Origin of the sequence: Pseudomonas sp. ES3-33 (genome assembly GCF_000952175.1) — a bacterium.
In the GTDB taxonomy this organism is placed as follows: Bacteria; Pseudomonadota; Gammaproteobacteria; order Pseudomonadales; family Pseudomonadaceae; genus Aquipseudomonas; species Aquipseudomonas gregormendelii.
Map to the genome: position 1 here is coordinate 43,254 of NZ_JZRI01000069.1, position 26,895 is coordinate 70,148.

Consider the following 26,895-nt stretch of genomic DNA (forward strand, 5'->3'; position numbering starts at 1 on the left):
TGCTCGCGATGCACGTGAACGATAAAGCTGGCAGCCTGACACCCCGCAGCGCTCTCAGGTTTTTCGCGAGCAAGCTCGCTCCTACATTGATTGCATCGATCGCAGCGAATGCGTGATCGCAGCGAGTGTGGTGATTGCAGTTGCGGTGATTGTGACGGCAGTGACGGCAGCAAAAAAAATGGCGATCCGCAGGGATCGCCATTTTTTATGCCCCTTGAGGCTTAACGCACTGCCAGGATCGGACTGCCCAACCGCTCCAGCAACGTCGCCTGCGCACTGCGCGGGTTCTGGTTGCCGGTAGGCGTGTTGCGGATGTAACGGCCGTCCGACTGCAAGCTCCAGCTGTGGGTGTTGTCGCTCAGGTACAGCTCCAGCTCTTTCTTGACCCGCATGATCAGCTTCTTGCCTTCTACCGGGAAGCAAGTCTCGACCCGCTTGTCGAGGTTGCGCTCCATCCAGTCGGCGCTGGAGAGGAACATCTGCTCTTCCCCGCCATTGAGGAAGTAGAACACCCGCGTATGCTCCAGGAAGCGCCCGATGATAGAGCGCACATGGATGTTGTGCGAAACCCCGGCGATGCCCGGGCGCAGGCAGCACATGCCGCGCACGACCAGGTCGATGCGCACCCCGGACTGACTGGCCTTGTACAGCGCGCGAATGATCTTCGGATCAGTCAGCGAGTTGAACTTGGCAATGATGTGTGCCGGCTTGCCTTCCAGGGCGAACTGCGTTTCCCGGGCAATCATGTCGAGCATGCCCTTTTTCAGGGTGAACGGCGCATGCAGCAGTTTCTTCATGCGCAGGGTCTTGCCCATGCCGATCAACTGGCTGAATAGCTTGCCCACGTCCTCGCACAACGCATCGTCGGAAGTCAGCAAGCTGTAGTCGGTGTATAGACGGGCGTTGGCTGCGTGGTAGTTGCCGGTGCCCAAGTGAGCGTACCGCACGATCTCCCCGGCCTCGCGACGCAGGATCAGCATCATCTTGGCGTGGGTCTTGAACCCCACCACGCCGTAGATCACCACTGCACCGGCCGCTTGCAGGCGGCTGGCCAGTTGCAGGTTGGACTCTTCATCGAACCGCGCGCGCAATTCGATCACCGCGGTGACTTCCTTGCCGTTACGGGCAGCATCCACCAGCGCGTCGACGATTTCCGAGTTGGCACCGGAGCGGTAAAGCGTCTGGCGCACGGCCAATACATGCGGGTCTTTCGCGGCCTGGCGCAACAGGTCGACCACCGGGGTGAACGACTCGAACGGGTGCAGCAACAGGATGTCCTGCTTGCTGATCACGCTGAAGATGTTCTCGCTGTTCTGCAGCAGTTTCGGAATCTGCGGGGTGAACGGCAGGTATTGCAGCTCGCGCTGGCTGTCGAGGCCGGTGATGCTGAACAAACGGGTCAGGTTGACCGGCCCGTTAACCTGATACAGCTCGGTCTCGTGCAGGTTGAACTGCTTGAGCAGGTAGTCGGAGAGGTGTTTGGGGCAAGTGTCAGCCACTTCCAGTCGCACCGCATCGCCATAACGACGGGAGAACAGCTCACCACGCAGCGCGCGGGCCAGGTCTTCAACGTCTTCAGTGTCGACCGCCAGGTCGGCGTTACGGGTCAGGCGGAACTGATAGCAGCCCTTGACCTTCATGCCCTGGAACAAGTCATCGGCGTGCGCGTGGATCATCGACGACAGGAACACGTAGTTGTCACCGGAGCCGCCCACCTCCTCCGGCACCTTGATCACTCGCGGCAGCAGGCGCGGAGCAGGGATGATCGCCAGGCCAGAGTCGCGGCCAAACGCATCGATGCCTTCCAGTTCGACGATGAAGTTCAGACTCTTGTTCACCAGCAACGGGAACGGGTGAGTCGGGTCAAGGCCGATCGGCGTGATGATCGGCGCAATCTCGTCGCGGAAGAACCGGCGCACCCAGGTCTTGATCTTGGTGGTCCAGTGACGGCGACGGATGAAGCGGACCTGATGTTTCTCCAGCTCCGGCAACAGAATATCGTTGAGAATGGCGTACTGGCGGTCGACATGACCATGCACCAGCTCGCTGATGCGTGCCAGGGCCTGATGCGGTTGCAGGCCATCGGCGCCCGCCTGTTCACGGGCGAAGGTGATCTGCTTCTTCAGTCCGGCCACACGAATCTCGAAGAACTCGTCCAGGTTGCTGGAGAAGATCAGCAGGAACTTCAGCCGCTCCAGCAACGGGTAGGACTCATCCAGTGCCTGTTCCAGCACGCGAATGTTGAACTGCAGCTGCGAAAGCTCGCGATGGATGTACAGGCTGCTGTCATCCAGGCCGGGAATGGCAATCGCCGGTGCCGCCACTGCGGCTTCGACGACCACTGCGGGTGGCGCTGGCTCCAGCTCCGGCGGTGTTTCGGCGACTTGCTCCACCACGGGTTGAGCATCTTTTACGGCAACTTCAGTGAGTCCTTCGGTATTCATGGAATGTTCCTGGGAGGGCTATTTTTGCTCTCGTAACAATTGAGCGGCACGGACGGCAAAGTAGGTCAGGATGCCGTCGGCGCCTGCGCGTTTAAAAGCGGTCAGGGATTCGAGTATTACCCCTTCGCTCAACCAGCCATTCTGGATCGCCGCCATGTGCATGGCGTATTCGCCGCTGACTTGATAAACAAACGTCGGCACTTTGAATTCTTCTTTGACCCGCCACAGGATGTCCAGATACGGCATGCCTGGCTTGACCATGACCATGTCCGCGCCTTCTGACAAGTCCGCCGCCACTTCGTGCAGCGCCTCGTTGCTGTTGGCCGGGTCCATCTGGTAGGAGGCCTTGTTAGCCTTGCCCAGGTTCAGCGCGGAACCCACCGCATCGCGGAAGGGACCGTAATAGGCGCTAGCGTATTTCGCCGAGTAGGCCATGATCCGCACGTTAACGTGATCGGCCAGCTCCAGCGCCTCGCGGATCGCCTGGATGCGCCCGTCCATCATATCGGACGGCGCCACCACCTGGGCGCCGGCTTCGGCATGGGACAGGGCCTGGCGGACCAGTGCATCGACGGTAATGTCGTTCTGCACGTAGCCTTCTTCATCGAGAATACCGTCCTGGCCGTGGGTGGTGAACGGATCCAGGGCAACGTCGGTGATCACACCCAGCTCGGGGAACTGCGCACGTAATGCGCGGGTGGCGCGTTGGGCAATGCCATTCGGGTTCCAGGCTTCGGCCGCGTCCAGCGACTTGAGCTCCGCCGGCGTCACGGGGAACAGCGCGAGCGCGGGAATACCCAGCTCGACCCACTTGGCGGCCTCTTCAAGCAACAGATCAATGGTCAGGCGCTCGACGCCCGGCATTGACGCCACCGCTTCGCGACGATTCTCACCGTCCAGTACAAATACCGGCAGGATCAGGTCGTCGACGCTGAGGACGTTTTCACGAACCAGGCGGCGCGAGAATTCATCACGACGATTGCGTCGCAGACGGGTGGCTGGGAACAGGCGGTTGGCGGGGGTAAAGCTCACGGCAGACTCCTGAGCCCGCGCTGGCGGGCGAGCGTGACAGTTATAAGCTGCCATTATGACCGTCGTATTACAGTTATGTGCACACCTGTGACAGGTAGTCGCATTCCATTGTCCTTGCATGAAATGTTCACGTCGAGACACATTTGGACACTTTCATGAATGTGCCCGAAGGGTTAGGCTGCGCGTTCATTTCGCCAGCACCCAGACAATGCTCCAGCAATTTCTTCAGGAATTCGGGTATTTCGCCCTCTTTCTCGGCACGTTCTTCGAAGGCGAAACCATCCTGGTACTCGCGGGCTTCCTTGCGTTCCGCGGTTACATGGACATCAAGATCGTCACCATAGTCGCGTTCTGTGGCAGTTATGCGGGCGATCAGCTGTGGTATTTCCTTGGCCGCAAGCACGGGCGCAAATTGCTGGCGCGCAAGCCGCGCTGGCAGATGATGGGCGATCGGGCGCTGGAACACATTCGAAAGCACCCGGACATCTGGGTCCTGAGCTTCCGCTTCGTCTACGGATTACGCACGGTAATGCCCGTGGCGATCGGTCTGTCGGGCTATCCACCGGGACGTTATCTGTTGCTGAACGGGATTGGCGCGGCGATCTGGGCTTCGGCACTGTCGGCGGCCGCGTATCATTTTGGTGCCGTGCTGGAAGGCATGCTTGGCAGCGTCAAGAAGTACGAGCTATGGGTGCTGGGCGCCCTGCTCGTCCTGGGCGTGGGCCTGTGGCTGCGCCGGCGCTTCAAGAACGCCCAGCTGGCAAAAAAAGTCTATGCCGACGAGCAGGCATTGAAAGCTGAACAGGCCAAGGCTGCAGCGCCCAAGACGCCCACCGAATAAAACGGTCCCTGCACCCGTAGAGACCGCTCCTGCTCACCCGATGCGCCCCCCCCCCGCACGTCGCACCCCTGCGCGCGTCGCCACGCCGCGTGACAGACGCTCGCAAATAATGAACACCCTGGCTTCGATGCGATCCATTTAGAAAGCCTTCTGCTCCGTGCCAGCCCGATGTTGGGGCGGCGCGCCCTGGTTGTTACCGCACATTATCCCTATGGCAACGAGTGGCGAATTAGTGGACATTTAACGCCATGAACAAGGAGAAAAGCCCATGAGCAAAAAAATTGCAGTGATCCTTTCCGGTTGTGGCGTCTACGACGGTGCCGAGGTCCACGAGAGCGTGATCACCCTGTTGCGGCTGGACCAGCGTGGCGCTCAGGTGCAGTGTTTCGCCCCCAATATCTCGCAGTTGCACGTGATCAACCACCTCACGGGCGAGGAAATGCCCGAGTCGCGTAACGTGCTGGTTGAATCGGCGCGGATCGCCCGTGGGAACATCAAGGACATCCGCGAGGCCAGCGTCGAGGACTTCGATGCCCTGATCGTGCCTGGCGGGTTCGGTGCGGCGAAGAACCTGTCGAACTTCGCCATCGAAGGTGCCGGCTGTACCGTGCAGCCTGACGTCCTGGCGCTGACCGAAGCCTTTGCCGAAGCAGGCAAGCCAGTCGGGCTGATCTGCATCTCGCCCGCCCTGGCGGCGAAGATCTACGGCCCAGGTGTGACCTGCACCATCGGCAACGATGCCGATACCGCCGCTGCCATGAACAAAATGGGGGCTACCCATGCCGAGTGCGCGGTCACCGACATCGTCGAAGACAAGGCGCGCAAACTGGTGAGCACGCCGGCGTACATGCTGGCGCAGTCGATCAGTGAAGCGGCCTCAGGAATTAACAAGCTGGTGGATCGCGTGCTCGAACTGACTCACGAAAACGACGTGTGATGCAGGCATGAGTGTGGGCATGGGCAGTGTGGGAGCGAGCCTGCTCGCGATAGCGGAGTAGCCGCCGCAAGCGATGTTGATTGTGCCGGTGTTATCGCGAGCAGGCTCGCTCCCACAGGGGGCCTCTCACAGGGCTTGGTCTCAGCTTCGAGGTGGGCTCAGGGCTTGCGCGACAGTCGAGTCAGGATACGGTCCAGCGAATTGGCGAACGCTTGCTTCTCACGTTCACCAAAGGGCGCTGGCCCCCCGCTCATCTGGCCTTGTTCACGCAGGTCGGTGAACAGGTTACGTACAGCCAGCCGGTCGCCCATGTTCTGCGCGTCAAACTCCTTGCCTCGCGGATCCAGCACGGTGACGCCGTTCTTCACCAGTCGGTCGGCCAGCGGTACGTCACTGCAAATCACCAGCTCGCCCGGCACTGCGTGTTCCACCAGATAATCGTCCGCTGCATCCGGGCCGCTAGGCACCACGATCAATTTCACCAGGGACAGGCCCGGCTTGATTTGCGGTTGGCCAGCCACCAGCACCACTTCGAACTGGCGCTTGAGAGCGAACTTCACTACCAGGTCCTTGGCCGCCCGTGGGCAGGCGTCGGCATCTATCCAAACGCGCATCACATTTCCTCTGAAAAACTGAACAGATCGCAGCCTGCATCGACATGCCTACTCCCTGCAGGGGCTGCCGCAGGCTGTGATCTTTCCAGGTTTACTCGGGTCAGGAAACCTGAACCCGACGCTTCTGCGTCAACCAGCTGCGCCCATACAGCACGATTATCGCAATAATCGCCACCATCTGGGCACTCAACGAGTAGGCATCCGCGTGAATACCCAGCCAGTCGAATTCGAAAAATGGCACCGGACGCGTACCGAAAATCCCCGCCTCCTGCAATGCCTTGACCCCATGACCGGCAAACACCACCGATAGCGCGCACAACAACGCGGCGTTGATGCTGAAGAACAACGACAGCGGCAGCTTGGCCGAGCCGCGCAGGATCACCCAGGCCAGCCCCACCAGCAATACCAGCGCAGTGGCACCGCCTGCGAGCACTGCGTTATGCCCGGCAGGACCCGCCTGCAGCCACAGGGTCTCGTAGAACAGGATCACTTCGAACAACTCACGATAAACCGAGAAGAACGCCAGGATCGCAAACCCGAATCGTCCGCCGCCGCCCACCAGGCTGCTCTTGATGTAATTCTGCCAGGCCGCGGCGTGGCGACGATCGTGCATCCACACACCGAGCCACAGCACCATCACGCTGGCGAACAACGCGGTGGCACCTTCAAGCAACTCGCGCTGCGAGCCGCTGACGTCGATAACGTAGGCGGCAAGCCCCCAGGTGGCAAGGCCGGCCAGCAGCGCCAGGCACCAACCGACGTTAACGCTGCGTACCGCAGATTGCTGGCCGGTGTTGCGCAGGAATGCGAGGATCGCCGCCAGCACCAGAATCGCTTCCAGACCTTCGCGCAGCAAAATCAACAACCCGGAAATGTAGCTCAGGGACCAGCTCAAGCCATCGCTGCCCAACAGGCCGGCAGACTCTTTCAATTTACCTTTCGCGGTATCCAGGCGCTGCTGGGCCTGGGCCACCGGCAAGCCATCCTGCAGGGACTGGCGGTAGGCCATCAGGGATTTTTCGGTGTCTTTGCGTACATTGGCGTCGACGTTGTCCAGGGAGCTCTCGACCAGCTCGAACCCTTCCAGGTACGCCGCCACCGACAAGTCATAGGCCTGATCGTGATCCCCGGCCCGGTAGGCAGCGATGCTCTTGTCCAGGGTGGCTGCGGTGTAATCGAGCAGTTGCGCCGGGCCCCGTTTGACCTGCGGCGGCTGAGCGCGCTGCGCACGATAGGCCGCAGCGGCCTGCGGACCCTCGCCAGCCTGCACTTCGGCAGGCGTCTGACGGGCGAGGTCGGCAATGTTGTAGGTCTTTTCAACAGCGCCAGCATCCGGGGCGGCGCTGAAGCTGGCAATATAGGTGGCCAGGTCCCAGCGCTGGCGATCATCCAGTTGATCGGCGAACGCCGGCATGTCGGTGCCCTCGATACCCAGGCCCAGGGTGCTGTAGATCGCATAGAGGCTTAGGTGATCCATGCGCACGCTGTCGCGCAGATTCGACGGTGGCGGTGTCAGGCCGACGCCTGCCGGGCCATCGCCGGCTCCCGCATCACCATGGCACACCGAGCAATGCTGGGCGTACAACGGCGCACCACGGGTCGGATCGGGGGTAATGATCGGCGCCTGGCTGATTTCATAGGCCACTGCCAGCTTTGCCGCGAGTTGCCGGGACTGACGAGCCACGTCGGCGCCATCCTGACGCTCGGTAATGGCGTTGCGCAGCGAATTGACGCCCTGCAGCAAAGCGCCTTGCTCCGGTTTGGCCGGCATTGCACTGATCAGGCCCTGCACGGCCTTGAGCGAATCGAGCTGATCGCGATAACCAGACTCCTTGATGACCCTGCCCGCCTGCACCGTCTGCGGGTAATCCGCTGCAATGTAATCGAGCCCATGCAGCGCCTGTGGGGCGCCTTCCACGGTGTCGGCCAGCAGTCTGGTGCTGCATAAGGCTGCCAAGGGGATTAACAGCCAGGCCAGGAATCGCGACGGGGCAATCATGAATGAATCTCAGTAGGAAATACGAAGTTACATATTGTTCACTTCGAATGAGATTCATTCAAGCGTTGTTCGCAGGCTCGATGCCGATTGTCTGGTTATTTTGCGATTGCTTGTCCCGCGCACTGCGCCGTAATCAGCTTTCGGCTTCTGGTTATACGGATGGGCATTCAACAAAAAAGCGACCCGCAGGTCGCTTTTTTTCCAGCATCGGGGCTTTACGCTGCGGCTTTGCGCAACGTCGCCATGAACGCTGCCGCGCCGATAAACAAACCGGCAAATGTCCGGTTCATGCGTTTCTGCTGCTGGGGAGTACGCAACATGCGCAGCACCTTGGACGCCAGGCCGGTGTAACCGGCCATGACAATCAGGTCGACGCAGACCATGGTGGCGCCGATCACTAAATACTGGATCAGCAGTGGCGCATGGGGGTCGATGAACTGCGGCAGCACCGCCAGCATGAACACCAGGGCCTTGGGGTTGCTGATGTTCACCAGGAAACCACGGAACACCAGGGCCATCGGCTTGCCGATCTGGCGCACTGCGGCATCGTCGCTCATGTCACTGGGCAATGCGCGCCATTGCTTGATCGCGAGGAATACCAGGTAGGCGACGCCAAACCACTTGATCGCATGGAACGCTGTGGCCGACGCTGTGAGGATCGCGCCAACACCGGCACCCACAATGGCAATCTGCACCGCCAGGCCGATCTGCAGGCCCAGGGCGTTCCAGTAACCGCGCCAGAAGCCGTATTGCAGACCACTGGACATCGACGCAATGGCGCCGGCACCGGGAGACAGGCTGATCACCCAGCAGGCGGCAAAGAACGCCAGCCATGTTTGAAGCTCCATTGCACACCTCGACCGAAACTCTTTTGACAGGTCTCTAAGCTAATGCGGCTCGGGGGGAAAAGCAAAAGATCGCAGCCTCCGACAGCTCCTGCATGGAAACGCGCCTGCTGTAGGAGCTGCCAAAGGCTGCGATCTTTTGATCTTGAGGATTACTTCTCGAACCCGCTCGAAGGAAACACATCACTTCCCCGCCACCGCCGAACCGAACGCTGGAAGAACAGGCTGTTGGGCACTTGCACCATGGCACTGCCGGTGCCCAGCTCTTCGGCCTCGATCAAGGTGGTGTAGAGCAGATTGATCGCGATCACCCGCCCCTTCACGCCCGGCTTGTCGGTGGTATCGACCAGTTCGACCACGTCGCCAATGCGAAACGGCCCCACGGTGAAGATCAGGATCGCGCACAGCAAGTTGGACAGCACGCTCCACATGGCGAAGAACGCCACCGCCGCGACCGCAACAAAACCGGACAATGCTGTCCACAGCACTGTCGCGGACACGCCCAGGCGCTCCAGCACGAAAATCAGCGCACTGCCCATGATCAGCCAGCGCAGGCCGCCTCGCAGCGGCAGCAGAAGCTGAGGGGGAAACGGATAACGCTCCCCCAGGCGGTTCAGGCATTTGGCAACAAAGCGCTGGGCGATGTAACCCGCGAGCAAAATCAGCAGGATCTGCAGCACCAGCCACAGCGGCTCTATCCACATGGCAGACAGCGGCAGCCTGAAGGCCTCCATCAGGACAACGCCTCCAGCTCCGCCTGCATGCTTTCGAGCAACTCGAGGGCTTCCATCCAGGACTCCTCAAGCTCGGCTTCACGCACTTTCAGCTTTGCCTGTTCGGCCAGCAGGTCACGCAAATCGTTCTTGCGGGCCGGCTCGTAGATATCGCTGTCGCCCAGGCTCACATCGATTTTGGCCAGCTTTTCGTGCAGCTTGCCCAGTTCGGCTTCGAGCTTGTCGGCCTCGCGCTTGTGCGGCGCCAACTGCTGGCGCAAGGCAGCGGCGGCCTGGCGCTGGGCTTTCTTGTCGGTCTTGTCCGGATTGACCGGCGTGTTGCTGACCGGCGCATTGCGCTGGCGATACTCCACCAGCCAACGGGTGTAGTCGTCCAGATCGCCGTCGAACTCCTCGACCTTGCCATCGGCGACCAGGTAGAAATTGTCAGTGGTGCTTTTGAGCAGGTGGCGGTCGTGGGAGACCACCAGGACCGCACCAGTGAATTCCTGCAAGGCCATGGTCAGCGCCAGGCGCATTTCCAGGTCAAGGTGGTTGGTGGGTTCGTCGAGCAGCAGCAGGTTCGGCCGGTCCCAGGCGATCAATGCCAAGGCCAGGCGCGCTTTCTCGCCCCCGGAGAAATTCAGCACCGGCTCGTCGATGCGTGCACCGCGGAAGTCGAAACCCCCGAGGAAGTCCCGCAACGTCTGTTCGCGCTCGGTAGGCGCCAGGCGCTGCAAGTGCAGCAACGGGCTGGCCTTGGAGTCCAGGGAGTCAAGCTGATGCTGGGCAAAGTAACCAACGACCGTGTTTTCGCCACGGGTCAGTCGACCGGCCAAGGGCTCCAGCTCACCCGCAAGGTTCTTGATCAGGGTCGACTTACCGGCACCATTAGGGCCGAGCAAACCGATCCGTGCGCCAGGGGTCAGTTGCAGCTTGACCTTCTCCAGCACGGTTTTCTCGCCGTAGCCCAAGCGGGCATCAGACAGGTCGATCAGCGGGCTGGAAATCTTCGTCGACTCGCGGAAAACGAAGTCGAACGGCGAATCGACATGGGCCGCAGACAACTCTTCCATCCGCTCCAGCGCCTTGATCCGGCTCTGGGCCTGGCGGGCCTTGGTGGCCTGGGCCTTGAAGCGCGCAATGTAGCTTTCCATGTGCGCTCGCTGCGCCTGCTGCTTCTCGTAGGCCTGTTGCTGCTGGGCCAGGCGTTCGGCACGGGCACGCTCGAACGCGGTGTAGCCACCGCGATACAGCGTGATCTTGCGCTGATCGACGTGGGCTACGTGGTCGACCACCGCATCGAGGAAATCCCGGTCGTGAGAGATCAGCAACAAGGTGCCCGGATAACTTTTCAGCCACTCCTCAAGCCAGATGATGGCGTCGAGGTCCAGGTGGTTGGTGGGTTCGTCGAGCAGCAACAAGTCCGAGGGGCACATCAGTGCCTGCGCCAGGTTCAGGCGCATCCGCCAGCCACCGGAGAAGTCCCCGACCTGACGATCCATCTGTTCGTTGGTGAACCCCAGGCCGGCCAGCAGCTTGCGAGCCCGGGCATCAGCGGTGTAGCCATCGGCGCTGTCGAGTTCAGAGTGCAGGCGGGCCTGAGCGGCACCGTCGTGCGCCGCTTCCGCCGCCGCCAGGTCATGTTGCACCTCACGCAGGCGCAGGTCGCCATCGAGCACGTAGTCGACCGCAATGCGTTCGAGCGTCTCGATTTCCTGGCGCATGTGGGCGATGCGCCAGTCGGCCGGCAGGAAGCAGTCACCCGAGTCCGGGTGCAGCTCACCCCGAAGCAGGGCGAACAGGCTCGATTTGCCGGCGCCATTGGCACCGATGAGGCCGGCTTTGTGGCCGGCGTGCAGGGTCAGCTCGGCGTCTTCTAGCAGACGTTGCGGGCCACGCTGTAAAGTCAGGTTCTGAAGTCGAATCATAATGGCGGCGGAGTCTACCAGCTTCGCTCGCAACTGGCGCGAGTAGCACTATGTCCTCTGACCTGTGGAGCTTTTCCCTTGACGCTTACGCGCGGCCCGGCGCTGAGCGGGCGTGCCTGCAACTGCAATCGGCGGGCACGAACGTGTGCCTGCTGCTGTGCGGATTGTGGCTGGAACACCGAGGGGTAGTCTTTAACGAACTGCGATTGCTGCAACTGCGGGAAGTAATCGAAGGCTGGGATGCGGGCGTGATTCAGCCCCTGCGTGCATTACGCGGCCAATGGAAAGCCGCCGCAGCTGACGATACAGACCTCAATATCTTGCGTGAAAAAGTCAAGGCGCTGGAACTTGAAGGCGAGCGGATTCTTTTGTCGCGACTGGAAAAAACCGCGCAGCAGTGGCCGCAGAATGACAAGGCCGGAACAACGGCCTGGCTGGAAGGTGTCGCGGCGGACACCACCAACGTTGGCCGCGACGCGCTGCATCAGCTGCGCGTCGCGGTGACCGGCACTTAGGAAGCGCTGGTTGGGGTAGTGCCTGTGTTCGACGATGCAGCTGGCGTTGGCGCCGCTGCAGGGGTCGAAGTGCTGCTGGTAGTTGGCGAAGCCGAGTTCGACGATGAAGCAGGCGCTGCCGGCTTGGCAGCAGCGGTCGGAGTCGGCTTCGCAGCAGCGGGTTTTTTCACCGCTGGTTTGGCTGCAGGTTTCGCAGCTGGCTTGGCAGCAGCGGGTTTTGCAGCGGTGGCTGGCTTGGCAGCGGCAGCAGGTTTCGCAGCAGCCGTTCTAGCAGCAGGCTTGGTCGCCGCTTTTGCAGCAGGTTTGGCGGCCGGCTTGGCAGCAGGTTTTGCCGCGGCCGGTTTAGCTGCAGCAGGTTTGGCAGCAGGCTTCGCGGCTGCAGTTCTAGCAGCTGGTTTGGCTGCTGCGCTTTTTGCTGCAGCAGGTTTGGCGGCGGCAGTTTTCGCGGCAGGTTTGGCAGGCGCTTTTGCAGCAGCGGTTTTGGCCGCAGCTGGTTTTGCTGCAGCAGTTTTCGCCGCCGGCTTGGCTACCGGTTTTGCCGCAGCAGGTTTGGTCGCAGCCGGCTTGGCAGCACTGGCAGCCACTGGCTTTTTAGCAGCCACTTTCACCGGTGCTTTCGCGGCTGGTTTGGCAGCAGCCTTGGCGGGTGCTTTTGCAGCTGTCGATTTGCTTGCGGCTTTCTTGGCAGGTGCGGCAGCAGGCTTGGCCGAACGCAGGGACAACGCCTTGCCGACAGCCTCTTGAACACGACCGACACCCTGGGCCAGTTTCAGGCTTTCCTGAGCGTCACGCTTAAGTTGCAGGATGTAGTTGCGGGTCTCGGATTGACGACCCTTGAGGGCATCGAGCAGGTCTTCAAGTTCCTTGACTCCATCCTTGGCCTTGGCTTGCGCCTTAGCCTTGCCGGCCGCCGCAGCGTCCTGCAATTTGGTACGGGATTTGTGCAATTTTTCCTGCGCTTTTCCGCGCTGTTTTTCCAGTTTGGCGAGCAGTTTTTCAGCATCAGCCAAGGCTTGCGAACAAGCGGTTTCCAAATGCTCGAGCAAGCTGCCCGACAATTGTTGGAGTAAGTGCAACGGAGTATTTACAGGCTTCTTGGTGGCCGACATGGTTTACCTCCTGGCTGACGTGGGTGCGGCTCATACTAGACCTCTGCAGACACCGCCGCTAGGGCATGTTGACAGTATCGAAAGCGTTGCGTTGCACCTGACAGCAAAACTTCTGCTCCCGCCAGAAAGCAGTTCACCGTTCATTGCATTCGCACTGGCATAATCGGCCGCATCCCAGGCCGGAGAGTGCCCATGTTGCGTTATCTTTTTTTATCGTTGTGCGTGTTTTTTTCAGTGGCTCAGGCTGCGGAAAAAACCACCGAAACAGACGCTCACAATCTCGCCTACAGCCTGGGGGCGAGCCTCGGCGAACGGCTGCGCCAGGAGGTACCTGACCTTCAAGTGCAGGCACTGCTCGACGGTTTGCAGCAGGCTTATCAGGGCAAGCCCCTGGCACTGAAAGACGAACAGATCGAGAAGATCCTGGCCGAACATGAAGCGCAAATTGCCGAGCAACCGACATTGGGGCAAAGCGAAATTGCCCTCGAAAAAGAACAGCGTTTTCTCACCGAGGAAAAGGCCCGACCTGGCGCTCGGGAAATCGAGGACGGCATCCTGCTGACGGAACTGACGCCAGGTGCCGGAGCAACGGCCGGTCCGAATGGCAAGGTACAGGTGCTGTACATCGGACGCCTCCCCGACGGCACGGTGTTCGATCAAAACAGTCAGCCGCAATGGTTCAGCCTGGATAGCGTGATCTCGGGCTGGCGGACGGCGCTGCAGAACATGCCGGTGGGCGCGAAATGGCGACTGGTGATTCCATCGGCGCAAGCCTATGGCGCCGAAGGTGCCGGGGACCTGATTGCGCCCTTCACGCCCCTGGTATTCGAGGTGGAATTACGCGGCGCGAAAGGCTGAATTCCAGGCACAAAAAACGGCGCGCCAAGCGCACCGTTTTTCAGGTCCTGCACAAAGAAATTCAGGCCTGAACCGAATCTTCTTCCTTGTGCGCGGTATGCAACACTTCGATCAGGCAGTCTTCCAGTTCGAAGCGCTCGTGCAACAAGCCACCGAGCTCCTTGAACTTCTCCGCCACGCACTGACCTGCATCGCACAGGTCGTTGAACGCGAGCAGCTTTTCAGTGATGACGTCGATTCGGGGGTAAATCGTCTCGGCCAGTTCCAGCCCACGCTTGTCATTGAAGGCCTTGGCCTCCCCTGTCAGTTGTTCGTAGATCTCGAAATGCCCGGCTGAGACGTAATCGACCAGCACACCGCAGAATTCCTGCAAAGGGTTGCGGTTCTCGCTCAGCGCCTCGGGCTTTTCGCCGAGATCGTCATAAGCCCGCACCAGTTCGTGACGCTCCTGCAACCAGCGATCGATCAGCAGATGCACTCCACCCCATCGTTCTTGAGCATTCTGACAACTTTCGAGCATGGTGATCTCTCTTCCCTTGTGGGTCATGCTGCCCTACACCTGTCACGCACTTGAAGGTCAAGGATCGGTCAGGCAGAGCGTCATTCGAACAACATAATTCCAATGACACGTGCGGGCCAGATTATGCCCGCTCGACTGTGGCTTCAAGGTACGCAGGAGATAAAGTTCATACAAGTGTTTAATCGCGCGCCAGACTGCCCTGCGACGACTCGCCGCTGAGTGGTCGCCGAAAGGTGCGCCACAGAAGCCCGAGCGGTTGAAAAACAACCACAATTGTCACCGCAAAGAAGAACAGCAGGCTCCACTCCGGGATGCTCAGATCGAACAGCGTCCATGAAATCTCGGCACAATCGAACGTACCTTCGAACATCTGCTTCAGTGCGCCTGACCAGGATGTATTGGCAAAAGCATCAGCCAGGCTCGCCGAGCAGTCGGACAGGTGATGCAGCGGATCGCTCTGCAGCACAACTTGACGCCATGCCGTTACCGTTCCGGCCACACTGCAGATCAACACCGGCAACCCATACACCAGCGTACCCGCACGGCCAGGGCCATGCACGCAAGCAGACAAGCACACCCCCGTGAGCAACCACAGGCAGCCGCGCTGCAGGATGCACAGGCCGCACAGCCTGAGGCCGACGGCGTATTGCAGGTAATAGGAAATACCTAATGCCAGGGCAGCTGCGACGAAAACCATGAAGAACAAGGAGCGTGTGCGGGCCAAAGACATGGCATTTCCGTAACAGTAAGAGACAGGCAATTACGTTAGAGGAAAGCGCGCAGATCTTTCAAGGTACTACAGCAGGGAGAGTTCCACAGCGAGGGTGGGAAACCACGACAGATGCGCTAGGATCTGACGTAACCGTCTGTAGGAATAAGCCGACTCGGCGCTTTGAGGGGAATATTCTGACAGCAGCAGGGTGCTTTTTGACGAGGGAGCGAGCCCCCTCATCTCGAGCTCCCTACCTCGAACTCAAGCGTGGATCGGTACGGGTAACGGTGCCGCCAGCAAGCGTTCATCCAGCAGGCCCAACCCTTCCTGGAACAGCTGATTGCTGCGTTCGGTATCACCCAATTGCGCCAGCAACCGCGCCAGTTCTGCACAGGCTTCCGGGTTACGCTGCACTCGCAGGCTGCTCTCCAGGTAGTCTCGCGCTTTGCCCCATAAACTGCTTTGCAGGCACAGGCGGCCCAGTGTCAGGAGCAGGCTCGGATCGGCCGGATGATCCTTGAGCCAGCCCTCGGCAGTTTGCAGCTGCCGCACCGGGTCGCTGCCGCGCACGAGCCCGTAAAGGCGCGCCAGGTGGCTGTTGTAATCACGCTTGAGCGCTGTGCGCAGCACTTCTTCCGCTTCCACCTGGGCACCCAGTTGGCGCAGCTGTTCGGCGTAGGCCAGCACCAGTTGCGGCTCCTGGCGCTGGGCCGATGTCAGCTTCTGCCAGGCGCTGTTGAGCGACTGCAGGCCGACGGTGCCGTCCTCTTCCCGCTGCGCTGCCAGGGACAGGTTCTCACCCCAGGCACGGCGTTCCAGGTCGGCCAGCTCGGCAGGTGGCAGTACCTTGTCCTTGCGCAATTCCGGCAACAACCGGATCACTGCCGACCAATCGCCCCGTTGTTGATGCAGGCGTTGCAGCTGGCGCAACGTCTGCACGTTATGCGGATGGCGCTCGTGCATGGCTTGAAGCGTCGCCAGGGCACCCTCGGTGTCGCCTCGATCGGTCTGCAGTTGCGCATGATTCAAGGCAATGGCCAGCTCGGCCTGTGGCTGGCGCTCGAGCGCCCGCTCGAGCAGGTTGTCGCTCTCTTCGTACTTGCCTTGTTCGTTGGCCGCGCGGGCAGCGCCGAGGTAGTAGAGCAGCGGTTGGCGCTCGGCTTCCGCAGCTCGATGCAGGTGACGCTGCGCACTGGCCCAGCGGCCCTCGGCCAGATCCAGCTGGCCATGTTCGATCGCGACCTGCACGCGGCGACTGCGATTGCGTCGCGACCAGGGATTGACCACGCCACTGGATGTCATCACCAGTTCGATCAGCGCCTTGATGCCCCAAATCACCAGCCACAAAACGGCCACCAGCGCGAGGGTAGCCCACAGGCTCGATTCGAAACGAAAGCTCTTGTAGGCGATCAGCACGTAGCCGGAATGCTCGGCAATCGCCAGGCCCAGCGCGGCCGCAGCAGCTATCACCAGATACACGATCACATACAGGCGTTTCATGGCGTGGCCTCCTGCGCGGTGTCAGCGGCAGGCTTGGCCATCGGCTTGACGGATTCCTCGGCGTTGACGTTGCGTCGCTCCAGGTACCCTTGCACCGCGCTCAGTGCGCCAGTGAGGTCCGGGGTCACCACGGTCACCGGCTGCTTGCTCAGCTCACCCACCTGCTCAAGCATCACTTTGCTCTGCGGGTTGTCCGGGTTGAAGTTGCCCTTGAGTATGTCCCGGGCTTCGGCCAGGGCCTGGGTGTACACCGGGCCCTGACCATTCAGCGCAGCCCACTGGGCTTGCTCCAGGGCCAGGCTAAGCGCCAGGCGCACCTGGCTGAGGCTCTGGCCTGCCAGCAATGGGCGAACATTCTTGTCGGCGTTGAAGTCGATGCGGATGTAGCGCGAGATCTGGTCCCACCATTGAGCCCAGCGGCTCGCGCCATCGCCATCGGCGGTCAGGCCCAGCAACGACTCGCCACGGTCCTTGTACTCCGGCGCCAGTTCGGTGAGGTTGATCACCTGGTCGCGCAATGCGCCCAGGCGCAGGAACAGTCCGGTGCGGTCCGGCTGCTCGGTGCTGCGCAGCGCGACCAGGGTCTTGGCCACTTGCTCGCGGGCAGCGAAGGAGCCCGGATCGTTCTGTTCGCGCAGGATTTCGTCGGCACCCTGGACCAGGGCCTGAGCGCTGCTGATGTCCTGCAAAGCAGACAGGCGCAGGCTGGCGAGACGCAACAAATGCTCAGCCTCAGCCAGGCGCCAGTCCTTGCGGCTGGCACCGAGGATGGTCTCCAGGCGCTGGTTCAGGCGCTGCTGATCGCCTTGCAGCTGAGCCACCAGGCGGCTGCGGGCCTCAAGTTCATCGGCAGGGGGCAGTTGCTCCAACCGAGCGCTCAGGCGTTGCTCATTGAGTTTCAGGCTCTGCGCCTGATCGTTCAAGGCCTGCACCTGGCTCAGCTGTTGCTGGTTATTGGCCTGCAGGTGACGCACCTGCCAGACACCCCAACCGCCGACAGCAACGCCGGCAGCACCCAGCAACAGCGCGACGATTGCCAGGCCATTGCCACGGCGCTGCACGGGGGCAGGAGGCACGGTATCAATCGGATCTTCAACCGGGGCATGCAGCACTGGCTGGACGTCATCTTTTGGCAAGGCTGTTTCGCTCACGTATCCATCCTTTGCATTAGAGAACGGGTTCGGGATGCTCCCGTAACGCCGTCAGCAAGGCCGCGGCACTGGCGCCACGACAATCCACAACTATTTGCGCCCCGGCAGCACGTGCCATTTCGGCGACCCGGGGGCTCGGTACAAACAACGGCAACTGCGCCAAGTGCGGCCAGGAATCGCCAGCCAATTGATGCAAGTGCTCAAAACCCTGTCCACTGCTGACCACCAGCCCGTTCAAGCGTTCCGCGCGGATCCGCTCAGGCAGCGTTGCCGGCGGGTAGTGGGGCAATTCGCGACGGTACAACTGCAGATACTCGACACTAGCACCAAGCCCGCGCAAACGCTCAGCGAGCAACTCGCGCCCGCCCTCCCCGCGCATGATCAGCACACGCGAAGCAGGCCCGGCGAGTGCCTGGCGAAACGCGCCATGCTCAAGCAATGCTTCGCTGTCATCGCCCTGCTCGGGAAAGCTGACGTCCAGACGATGCTTATCGAGTATCTGCGCGGTAGCCGCGCCGACGGTGAACCACTTCAACGCCGGTGGCTCTGGCCAATACTCGCTGAGCAACTCGACGGCGATCCTGGCAGCGGGTTTGCTGACCACGATCACCGCATCGAAGCGATCCAGCCTCTGGATCAACTCGCGCATGTTGGCAGAAACGGGAAGAGGCTCTATGCCCAAAAGCGGCAAGCTGCTGCTGAAAACGCCCGCGTCCATCAACACGCTAGCCAGCGCCATCGACTCATCGGCGGGACGCGTCAGCAACAGGCGCCAGCAAGTCACTCGTGACCTGCCTCGCCATAGACCGCTTTGAGGATGTCATCGGCACCCTGGCTCAGGAGGTCTTCAGCCACTTGCACGCCCAGGGCTTCGGCCTCGCTGCGTGGTGCACGTGCCTCGGCGCTGAGCAACAGGCCGCCGCTTGGGTCACCCACCAGGCCGCGCAACCAGACCTGCTGGCCTTCAAGCACGGCGTAGCAGGCGATCGGCACCTGGCAGCCGCCATTCAAATGCTTGTTCAGGGCTCGCTCGGCGGTGACACGGGTAGCCGTGTCCTGATGGTGCAACGGCGTCAGCAAGGCGTGGATTTGCGTATCGACGCTGCGGCACTCGATGCCCACTGCGCCCTGGCCGCCGGCAGGCAGGCTGTCGTCGACGCTGATGGCCGAGGTGATGCGGTCTTCGAAGCCCAGTCGAATCAGGCCGGCAGCTGCCAGGATGATCGCGTCATATTCACCGGCATCGAGCTTGGCAAGTCGCGTGTTGACGTTGCCGCGCAGGAAGCGGATTTCCAGATCCGGGCGACGAGTCAGCAACTGGGCCTGGCGGCGCAGGCTGGAGGTACCGACGATGCTGCCCTCAGGCAGTTCGTCCAGGCTGGCGTAGGTGTTGGAAACGAAAGCGTCGCGCGGATCTTCGCGCTCGCAGATGCAGAACAGCCCCAAGCCTTCGGGGAAGTCCATTGGCACGTCTTTCATTGAGTGCACGGCGATGTCCGCTTCGTTTTCCAGCAGCGCCGTTTCCAGTTCCTTGACGAACAGGCCTTTGCCACCGATTTTCGAAAGCGGCGAGTCGAGCAGCTTGTCGCCGCGACTGACCATTGGCACCAGTGTCACCAGCAGTCCCGGATGGGCCTGTTCCAGGCGGGCTTTGACATATTCGGCCTGCCACAGGGCGAGAGCACTTTTGCGGGTGGCGATGCGGATTTCGCGAGAGGACATGGATCAATCCGTACTGAATAGATACGGCGGATAATAACAGCTCAGCCAAATCCACTTTGACTTGTATCAGAAACGTAGTGGCCTCCCTGGCCTCGGATGTCCTGCAAGCCGCTGGACAAAACGCGTGTGAACCGCGAGTTAAAGCTGCTGCATCATTTTTCGCACGCCCGCCACATGGCGGCGACTGACGATCAGCGCATCACCATTCAAGCCCTTGAGGTACAGCTGGAAATGCCCAAGAGGCGTACGTTGCAGGCGTTCAATTCGCTCGCGAGCCACCAGCGCATTGCGATGGATACGCACGAACCGGTCGCCGAACTCATCCTCAAGTGCCTTGAGAGGCTCGTCGAGCAGCACTTCGCCGCCTTCGTGGCGCAACGTCACATATTTGTGGTCGGCGATAAAATAGACCACCTGGCCCAGCGGGATCAGCTCGATACCCTTACGGGTTCGGGCGCTGATATGACTTCGCGGGCCGCTGCCAGTCTCGGCGGCAGGACGGGTGAGTGCAGCGAGCTGGACGCGATTGGGGCGCTCGGCCTTTTTTAACGCTTCTTGCAAATGTTCAGTGCGCACAGGTTTCACCAGATAGCCTACGGCGCTGGCCTGTAAGGCTTCCACGGCAAATTCATCGGGCCCTGTGCAAAACACCACGGCGGGCGGGGTTTCGCGTTCGCACAATCTTGCAGCCACTTGCAGGCCATCAAGGCCCGGCATGCCGATATCGAGCAACACGATATCCGGCTTGTGGCTGTCGATCAGTGCCAACGCCTCTTCGCCGTTCGTGGCGCTAGGCTCCAGGACGCTGTATCCCTCGAGTTCGCCAACCATTCGGCTCAGGCGCTCGCGGGCCAAGGGTTCGTCATCAACGATCAGGACATTCATATTGCGCTGGATTCCTGCGTGAGTCTCGCACAAGGATAGCGTAGACAGGTGAAGTGACGTCCGTCACCGCGATCCACGCTAAGACTAGCGCGAGGGCCAAAAAGTGCCGCTGGAACGACGGCTAAATTTTCATCATCCGGGCAATTATCGGCCCAGGCCCGCGTTGGCGAGGCATCGCCGTAGGGTTTGCTGATACACAATATGCACACCCCCTCTTTTTATAGCCAGTTGCAGCGCCCGGAAGTGCGCTGATCCCTCTGTCCAACTGTAGACGGTTGCCGGCGCGATATTGCTCAATCGAAAAATATCGTTGTGCGAATTATTGAAAGTCGGACCTGCCCCGGCTCGGCAGCCTCTGAAATCATTCCTGTCGACCAGTGTCAGCGACAGGCTTGGCAACCCTGTTATTATCCGCCACAGCTTCCAACGTCACTTTATTTCACCCGATACGAGCGAATTCATGAGCACTGACAAGACCAATCAGTCCTGGGGCGGCCGCTTCAGTGAACCCGTCGACGCCTTCGTCGCCCGCTTCACCGCCTCCGTCACCTTCGACCAGCGCCTGTATCGCCACGACATCATGGGCTCGATCGCCCACGCCACCATGCTGGCCAAGGTCGGCGTACTGACCGACGCCGAACGCGACAGCATCATCGATGGCCTGAACACCATCCAGGGTGAAATCGAGGCCGGACAATTCGACTGGCGCATCGACCTCGAAGACGTGCACATGAACATCGAGGCGCGCCTGACCGATCGCATCGGCGTGACCGGAAAAAAACTGCACACCGGGCGCAGCCGTAACGATCAGGTCGCAACCGACATCCGCTTGTGGCTGCGTGACGAGATCGACCTGATCCTCGCCGAAATCACCCGCCTGCAACAAGGGCTGCTGGAGCAGGCAGAGCGCGAAGCCGACAGCATCATGCCGGGCTTCACCCACCTGCAAACCGCGCAGCCGGTGACTTTCGGGCATCACATGCTGGCCTGGTTCGAAATGCTCAGCCGTGACTACGAGCGCCTGGTCGACTGCCGCAAGCGCACCAACCGCATGCCCTTGGGCAGCGCCGCGCTGGCCGGCACCACCTACCCGATCGACCGCGAGTACACCGCCCAGCTGCTGAATTTCGACGCCGTCGGCGGCAATTCGCTGGACAACGTTTCCGATCGTGACTTCGCCATCGAATTCTGTTCGGCCGCCAGTATCGCGATGATGCACCTGTCGCGTTTCTCCGAAGAACTGGTGCTTTGGACCAGCGCCCAATTCCAGTTCATCGACCTGCCGGACCGCTTCTGCACCGGCAGCTCGATCATGCCGCAAAAGAAGAACCCGGACGTGCCCGAACTGGTTCGCGGCAAGACCGGCCGCGTATTCGGCGCATTGATGGGCCTGCTGACCCTGATGAAAGGCCAACCCCTGGCCTACAACAAGGACAACCAGGAAGACAAGGAACCGCTATTCGACGCCGCCGACACCTTGCGCGACTCGCTGCGGGCGTTCGCCGACATGATCCCGGCGATCAAACCCAAGCACGCCATGATGCGCGAAGCGGCCCTGCGCGGGTTTTCCACTGCGACTGACCTGGCCGACTACCTGGTCCGTCGTGGCCTGCCATTCCGAGATTGCCACGAAATTGTTGGCCATGCCGTGAAATACGGCGTTGAAAGTGGCAAGGACCTGGCGGAGATGAGCCTGGAAGAGCTGCGCAAGTTCAGCGACCAGATCGACCAGGACGTGTTCGCGGTGCTGACCCTTGAAGGCTCGGTGAATGCCCGTGACCATATCGGCGGGACTGCACCAGCGCAGGTGAAAAAGGCTGTGGTTCGCGGCCAGGCACTGCTCGCCAGCCGCTAGAAACATCGCGGGCAAGCTCCCACAGGTTTCTCTGGTGACCACAGATCGTTGGCCAACAGGGAACCTTGGGGGAGCGGGCTTGCCCGCGATGACTGACTTCAGAGCGCTACAAAACCTACCGCTTGGACGCGACCATCGCCATAAACGCCGGCATGGCCGCTTCCTTGTCCTTCGCAATCCGCTGCACATGCGGATTCTGCTCCAGCCGCTCCAGCAGAAGCCTGGCCGCCGGCAGTTCCGCCAGCAAATCCAGGTCGAATAGCTTCTTCGCCACTGCGCACGCCAGCGGCACGCTGTACAGGAAATAAAGATCCGCCACGCTCAGGCTGTCACCCGCTACGTAAGGAGCGAACTTGGCGTGCCTGCCCAGCGAGGCAAACCCCAGCAGCAACTCCGCCTTGGTCTTTTCCTTGATCGCATCCGCTACCGGCATGCCGAAAAATGCTTCGGGATAGCAAGCGCGGCCTGGCAATTCGATATACAACTCGATTTCCTTGGCCAGCGCCAACACCTGGGCCCGCTCGAACGGATCGCTCGGCAGCAGTGGCTTGCCCGCCTGGCTCTGCTCTATGTACTCGAGGATTACTGCGGTTTCATTGACGAACCCCTGCTCGACGCCCAGCACCGGCACTTTGCCGCGCGGGCTGATCGCCAGGGTTTCGGCACTGGTGCCGGCATAAAACGGCACTTCCTCAAACGGCAGACCCTTTTCCAGCAGTGCCAGTTTGACCATGTTGTAATAGTTGCTGACAGAAAATCCGTAGAGCTTGAGCATCACAAAGCCTCCAGGCCGTGCAGGGGTTGGCAGCGCCAGTTATAGAACGCCCCTGCAGTTCTTGCCAGCAGCATCACAGCGCTGAATGCAGGTAAACTGGCCGTCTTAACTTGAGGAGCCTGCCATGAGCGAGCCAACAGATATCGAGATCGACGAAGAAGAGTTCGCCGAGAACACTCTGGTCGAAGCGATCGAAAACCAGATTGAAAGCGACAACCCGCCTGCGGCCAAGGCAACCTTCAACAAGCTGACGCTGGTGGGTTACGAGCGCGAAGAAATTCTCAACCTGATGGCCCACGTGCTGGCAGTAGAAATCGACGCAATCCTCGAAGAAGACCGCGCGTTCAACACCGAATGGTACGAAACGGCACTGCGCGCCCTGCCCGAGCTGCCACCAGAAAAGAAATAACTCAATCCACTGTAGGAGCGAGCTCGCTCGCGAAAAACTCAAGAGCGACGCTGAGCATCTGGCTAACCGCGTTTTCGTTCACGATCTTCGCGAACAAGCTCGCTCCTACAGAAAAGCATCCGCAATATCACTATTGCCTCTCCCGCAGCAAAAAAACCCCACTGCAAGCACTGGACATGCCGCACAACTCGGCTCACCTTAGGGGCGCTATCGTCCAATTCCTAGAAAGTCTGGAGTCCTTATGTCGCTTACCCCTGAGTTGGTTGCCGAACTGGAAATCCTCGCACTCTTCAACCTGGACAGTTCCCAGGAAGGTTTGAAAATTCATCAGACCGCTGCCCCAAAAGCCATTGCCGCTGCCAAACGCCTGTACGACAAAGAGCTGATCGATCAGCCTGACGGCGGTTATCTGACCAGCCTCGGACGTGACGCCGCACAAAATATCCAAACGCTACTGACCATCCTGAACGTCGAAGAAACAGCCTGAATGTGACTGTATCGCCCACGGAAACCCCTGTTACGGGATTTCCGCGGGCACCCTCTGTCGCACGTCGTCGCAGCGCGATAAAAATCTGACGTCAGAAAACCAAAATCAGCTTAAATGTCCCGGGGCCGAGGCGCTAAACTGCGCTTATCCCGAGATCACCTGCGCCCGTGCCTACCGAGCCGGTTTGAGCTGACATGACCCGCAACCATGAAATCCGCCCCGACCTGGACGAAGGCATTGACCGCAAGGTTCTCAGCCAGCTGCGCGCACGTTTTCTAACGCTCAACGAAGGCCGTATCGCCCGTGCGCTCGAAGGCCTGTCGAGCCGTCAGCAGGCGGTGCTGACGCTGCTGCCACTGTTCTTTCACGTCAATCATCCGCTGCTGCCCGGCTACGTCTCGGGCAATACACCGGCCGGGCTGTCGAATTACGAGCCGGACGCCACCACCCTCGCCGATGCCCAGCGCCTGACCCGATCGTTTTCCTACAAGCCGCGCCACGGCAGCAACCCGCCACGCCCCATCCATGGCCTGTTCCTGATGGGCAGTCTCGGCACCCTGGCCCAGGCGGACCAGAGCGATATGGATGTCTGGGTGTGCCACGCAACGGATCTGGGCGAGAACGAACTCGCCGAGCTGCGCAAGAAGTGTCAGTTGCTGGAAGCCTGGGCAGCGAGCCAGGGGGCCGAGGCGCACTTTTTCCTGATCGACGCGGCGCGCTTTGTTCGCGGCGAGCGGGATAACCAGCTCAGCTCGCAAGACTGCGGCACCACCCAGCACTACCTGTTGCTGGACGAGTTCTATCGCACCGCCATCTGGCTGGCCGGCCGCACCCCCATCTGGTGGCTGGTGCCGGTGTACGAAGAGGCGAACTACGAACGGTATACCCACGCGCTGATCTCCAAGCGCTTCATCCGCGCCGACGAGACGCTGGACCTGGGGCATATGGCGTACATTCCGCCTGGCGAATTCATCGGGGCAGGCCTGTGGCAGTTATTCAAGGGCATCGATTCGCCATACAAATCAGTGCTCAAACTGCTATTGATCGAGGTTTACGCCAGCGAACATCCCAGGGTCAATTGCCTCAGCCTGCGCTTCAAGCAAGCGGTGTTCGCCAACCAGCTCGACCTGGACGAGCTCGACCCCTACGTCGTGGTCTACCGGCGCATCGAGGAATACCTCAAGGCCCGAGGGGAATCGGAGCGCCTGGAGCTGGTGCGTCGCGCGCTGTACCTGAAGGTCAACCGCAAGCTGACCGTCAGCAACAATCGCACCCGCAGCTGGCAACGTTCGCTGCTCGAACGCCTGGCCCATGAGTGGAACTGGGACGACCGGCACCTGGCCCTGCTCGACAGCCGCAGCCAGTGGAAAGTGCGCCAGGTCGGCACTGAACGCCGCGCCCTGGTCAGCGAACTCAACTACAGCTATCGCTTCCTGACCCGCTTCGCCCGTGATGAACAAAGCGCCAGCCTGATTAACAAACGCGACCTCAATGTGCTGGGACGCCGGCTGTATGCAGCCTTCGAGCGCAAGTCGAACAAGGTCGAATTCATCAACCCGGGGATTGCTCCGGACCTGGCCGAAGACACGTTGACGCTGGTGTTCGCACCGAGCATGAAGGAAACGGGGCAATCCCAATGGGGCCTGTACAACGGCAGCCTGGCGGCGCACGAGTGGGAGCATTTCGCGCCGATCAAGCGCAGCCGCCATTTACTGGAATTGCTCACCTGGTGCCATCGCAACGGCGTGATCGACAGCAGCACGCGCCTGGCGCTGCACCCGGGCGCCAGCGACCTCAGCGAGTTCGAGCTGTTCAACCTGCTCGGCAGCCTGCAACAGAGCATCGCCCTGCCCCTGACCGCCGTCGCCGAAGAACCGCTGCTGCGCGCCGCCGTGCCGAGCGAAGTGTTACTCCTGATTAACGTGGGAGTGGATCCGCTCAAGCATCATCGCGACCTGAATATCCTGATGACCACCGAACGTACCGACTCCCTCAGCTACGCCGGGGTGCGGGAGAACCTGGTGCTGACCCTGGATCAGGTAACGCTCAACAGCTGGAACGAAGTGCTGGTCAACCGTTTCGACGGCCCCCACGCTTTGCTCGACTGCCTGTGCGACTACCTCAACCATTTGCCGGATGGCCCGCAGCAACCCCGGTTGCGCGTGCGCTGCTTCTGTCACAACCGCGCGCAATTCATCGCCCAGCGGGTCGAAGAGATCATCGACAGTGCGCATGACCTGCTGCTGAGCCGCCTCAATCATCGCTACCTGCTTCAGGTCCAGCAGCACTACCACGTGCTGGAGCTGGTGCCGGGACAGGTCAAACATGTTGCCTTGGCCACGCTGGCCGAACTGGTTGACTACCTTGCCAGGCAACAGACGAGCTACAGCCCGCTGCACCTGGACCCCATGGCCCTTGCCGACCATGACCTGGCGCTGATCCTGCCAATGGGCCAGCCAGCCTGCATCCAGGTGTTCTACCGGGTCCATGAAGACCAGGCAGATATCTACATATTGGATGAGTTCAACGCCTTGTGGCAGCAGCGTCTGCCCTATCACGACGATCAGAGCCTGCTGGTGCCACTGCAGCGTTTCCTTCAGTCCATCGGGTTTCGACGCGAAGCCTTGCTGCCCATGAGTGGCGTGTCGCCTTCGAGCCTCGAACTACAGTATTACCAGGTGTTACCGTCAGGCCCGATGCGGGCTCGGCGGGTCGAAAGCCGACCGGCGCCGGTGCTTGCGCCGAACCAACCGTTCTATGACGTGCAGGCCATCGTCGGCAAAGCCGGGGCCGACAGGGTGCAGGTCACCCTGTACTGTAATCAGCGCGAGTTTTCGGAGTTGGAGCATGGTGATCATCTGTTCAGGGTGGTGGCCCGGGAAATCGTCGAGCAACGCCGGGAACCCGAACGTTATCGGTGCTACATCACCGATCTGGACCTGTCGGGCCTGGCCGGTGATGATCAGCGCTCAAGTAATGTGTACCTGGGTTACAAGGCCGACCTGGAGCGCGCCTTGAACGAGGCGCTCGAGCAGGTCTGA

24 protein-coding genes are annotated in these 26,895 nt (G+C 60.8%); 8 read left to right on the plus strand and 16 right to left on the minus strand.

The features are described 5' to 3' along the window. Positions 1–221: 221 nt before the first annotated feature. Both ppk1 and hemB read right to left on the minus strand, forming a co-directional pair. Positions 222–2,444 carry a polyphosphate kinase 1 gene (ppk1, locus tag UB23_RS12675; protein ID WP_045059664.1) on the minus strand — a complete coding sequence of 741 codons (2,223 nt, stop codon included), beginning with the start codon at positions 2,442–2,444 and terminating at the stop codon, positions 222–224. Positions 2,445–2,462: 18 nt separating this feature from the next. Further along, positions 2,463–3,476, minus strand: a complete 1,014-nt coding sequence (hemB, locus tag UB23_RS12680; RefSeq protein WP_045059665.1) for a porphobilinogen synthase — start codon at positions 3,474–3,476, stop codon at positions 2,463–2,465. Positions 3,477–3,684: 208 nt separating this feature from the next. Between hemB and UB23_RS12685 the strand changes: the two genes are divergently transcribed. Both UB23_RS12685 and elbB read left to right on the plus strand, forming a co-directional pair. Then, positions 3,685–4,317, plus strand: coding sequence for a DedA family protein (locus UB23_RS12685; protein WP_045059666.1), 633 nt, complete (start codon positions 3,685–3,687; stop codon positions 4,315–4,317). A 268-nt stretch (positions 4,318–4,585) separates the two neighbouring features. Continuing rightward, a complete protein-coding gene (elbB, locus tag UB23_RS12690) occupies positions 4,586–5,254 on the plus strand; it encodes an isoprenoid biosynthesis glyoxalase ElbB (RefSeq protein ID WP_045059667.1) in 669 nt (222 codons plus the stop codon). A gap of 158 nt (positions 5,255–5,412) precedes the next feature. Here elbB and UB23_RS12695 read toward each other — a convergent pair whose 3' ends face one another. The 5 genes from UB23_RS12695 to UB23_RS12715 form a co-directional block, all read right to left on the minus strand. Beyond that, on the minus strand, positions 5,413–5,868 hold the full coding sequence (locus UB23_RS12695) for a YaiI/YqxD family protein (RefSeq protein ID WP_045059668.1): 456 nt from the start codon (positions 5,866–5,868) through the stop codon (positions 5,413–5,415). 100 nt (positions 5,869–5,968) lie between these two features. Next, positions 5,969–7,867, minus strand: a complete 1,899-nt coding sequence (locus UB23_RS12700) for an FTR1 family protein (protein WP_045059669.1) — start codon at positions 7,865–7,867, stop codon at positions 5,969–5,971. 215 nt (positions 7,868–8,082) lie between these two features. Further along, entirely contained in the window at positions 8,083–8,715 is a 633-nt protein-coding gene (rhtB, locus tag UB23_RS12705) for a homoserine/homoserine lactone efflux protein (protein WP_045059670.1), read from the minus strand. A gap of 149 nt (positions 8,716–8,864) precedes the next feature. Further along, positions 8,865–9,446 carry a mechanosensitive ion channel family protein gene (locus UB23_RS12710; protein WP_045059671.1) on the minus strand — a complete coding sequence of 194 codons (582 nt, stop codon included), beginning with the start codon at positions 9,444–9,446 and terminating at the stop codon, positions 8,865–8,867. After that, positions 9,446–11,356: an ATP-binding cassette domain-containing protein gene (locus UB23_RS12715; protein ID WP_045059672.1), complete on the minus strand. Its 1,911-nt coding sequence runs from the start codon at positions 11,354–11,356 to the stop codon at positions 9,446–9,448. The genes UB23_RS12710 and UB23_RS12715 overlap by 1 nt, the downstream gene beginning before the upstream one ends. 50 nt (positions 11,357–11,406) lie before the next feature. On the opposite strand from UB23_RS12715, the gene UB23_RS12720 reads away from it, so the two are divergent. Next, entirely contained in the window at positions 11,407–11,871 is a 465-nt protein-coding gene (locus tag UB23_RS12720) for a TIGR02444 family protein (RefSeq protein ID WP_045059673.1), read from the plus strand. Here UB23_RS12720 and UB23_RS28500 read toward each other — a convergent pair. Continuing rightward, on the minus strand, positions 11,868–12,980 hold the full coding sequence (locus UB23_RS28500) for an AlgP family protein (protein ID WP_045059674.1): 1,113 nt from the start codon (positions 12,978–12,980) through the stop codon (positions 11,868–11,870). The two genes, UB23_RS12720 and UB23_RS28500, sit on opposite strands and share 4 nt — an antisense overlap. Positions 12,981–13,172: 192 nt before the next feature. Here UB23_RS28500 and UB23_RS12730 point away from each other — a divergent pair, with 192 nt between their 5' ends. Then, positions 13,173–13,838, plus strand: coding sequence for an FKBP-type peptidyl-prolyl cis-trans isomerase (locus UB23_RS12730; RefSeq protein WP_045059675.1), 666 nt, complete (start codon positions 13,173–13,175; stop codon positions 13,836–13,838). A gap of 61 nt (positions 13,839–13,899) precedes the next feature. Here UB23_RS12730 and UB23_RS12735 read toward each other — a convergent pair whose 3' ends face one another. The 7 genes from UB23_RS12735 to UB23_RS12765 form a co-directional block, all read right to left on the minus strand. Next, positions 13,900–14,358, minus strand: a complete 459-nt coding sequence (locus UB23_RS12735; protein ID WP_045059676.1) for an Rsd/AlgQ family anti-sigma factor — start codon at positions 14,356–14,358, stop codon at positions 13,900–13,902. A gap of 178 nt (positions 14,359–14,536) precedes the next feature. Then, on the minus strand, positions 14,537–15,088 hold the full coding sequence (locus tag UB23_RS12740; protein ID WP_045059677.1) for a disulfide bond formation protein B: 552 nt from the start codon (positions 15,086–15,088) through the stop codon (positions 14,537–14,539). Positions 15,089–15,331: 243 nt separating this feature from the next. After that, complete coding sequence (locus UB23_RS12745; RefSeq protein WP_045059678.1) at positions 15,332–16,570, minus strand: heme biosynthesis protein HemY; 1,239 nt, start codon at positions 16,568–16,570, stop codon at positions 15,332–15,334. Next, positions 16,567–17,721, minus strand: a complete 1,155-nt coding sequence (locus tag UB23_RS12750; RefSeq protein WP_045059679.1) for a uroporphyrinogen-III C-methyltransferase — start codon at positions 17,719–17,721, stop codon at positions 16,567–16,569. The genes UB23_RS12745 and UB23_RS12750 overlap by 4 nt, the downstream gene beginning before the upstream one ends. Positions 17,722–17,737: 16 nt before the next feature. Beyond that, on the minus strand, positions 17,738–18,505 hold the full coding sequence (locus UB23_RS12755) for a uroporphyrinogen-III synthase (RefSeq protein ID WP_045059680.1): 768 nt from the start codon (positions 18,503–18,505) through the stop codon (positions 17,738–17,740). Further along, complete coding sequence (hemC, locus tag UB23_RS12760) at positions 18,502–19,443, minus strand: hydroxymethylbilane synthase (RefSeq protein ID WP_045059681.1); 942 nt, start codon at positions 19,441–19,443, stop codon at positions 18,502–18,504. The genes UB23_RS12755 and hemC overlap by 4 nt, the downstream gene beginning before the upstream one ends. Before the next feature lie 138 nt (positions 19,444–19,581). After that, positions 19,582–20,328, minus strand: coding sequence for a LytR/AlgR family response regulator transcription factor (locus tag UB23_RS12765; RefSeq protein ID WP_045059682.1), 747 nt, complete (start codon positions 20,326–20,328; stop codon positions 19,582–19,584). Positions 20,329–20,788: 460 nt separating this feature from the next. Here UB23_RS12765 and argH point away from each other — a divergent pair, with 460 nt between their 5' ends. Next, positions 20,789–22,183, plus strand: a complete 1,395-nt coding sequence (gene argH, locus UB23_RS12770; protein ID WP_045059683.1) for an argininosuccinate lyase — start codon at positions 20,789–20,791, stop codon at positions 22,181–22,183. 115 nt (positions 22,184–22,298) lie between these two features. On the opposite strand, the gene UB23_RS12775 is transcribed toward argH, so the two are convergent. Continuing rightward, positions 22,299–22,958 carry a glutathione S-transferase family protein gene (locus tag UB23_RS12775; protein ID WP_045059684.1) on the minus strand — a complete coding sequence of 220 codons (660 nt, stop codon included), beginning with the start codon at positions 22,956–22,958 and terminating at the stop codon, positions 22,299–22,301. 124 nt (positions 22,959–23,082) lie between these two features. Between UB23_RS12775 and UB23_RS12780 the strand changes: the two genes are divergently transcribed. The 3 genes from UB23_RS12780 to UB23_RS12790 all read left to right on the plus strand — a co-directional run bounded on the left by UB23_RS12780 (position 23,083) and on the right by UB23_RS12790 (position 26,895). Next, positions 23,083–23,367: a hypothetical protein gene (locus UB23_RS12780; protein ID WP_045059685.1), complete on the plus strand. Its 285-nt coding sequence runs from the start codon at positions 23,083–23,085 to the stop codon at positions 23,365–23,367. A gap of 241 nt (positions 23,368–23,608) precedes the next feature. Beyond that, positions 23,609–23,854: a TIGR02647 family protein gene (locus UB23_RS12785; protein WP_045059686.1), complete on the plus strand. Its 246-nt coding sequence runs from the start codon at positions 23,609–23,611 to the stop codon at positions 23,852–23,854. Positions 23,855–24,048: 194 nt separating this feature from the next. Beyond that, entirely contained in the window at positions 24,049–26,895 is a 2,847-nt protein-coding gene (locus UB23_RS12790; RefSeq protein WP_045059687.1) for a class I adenylate cyclase, read from the plus strand.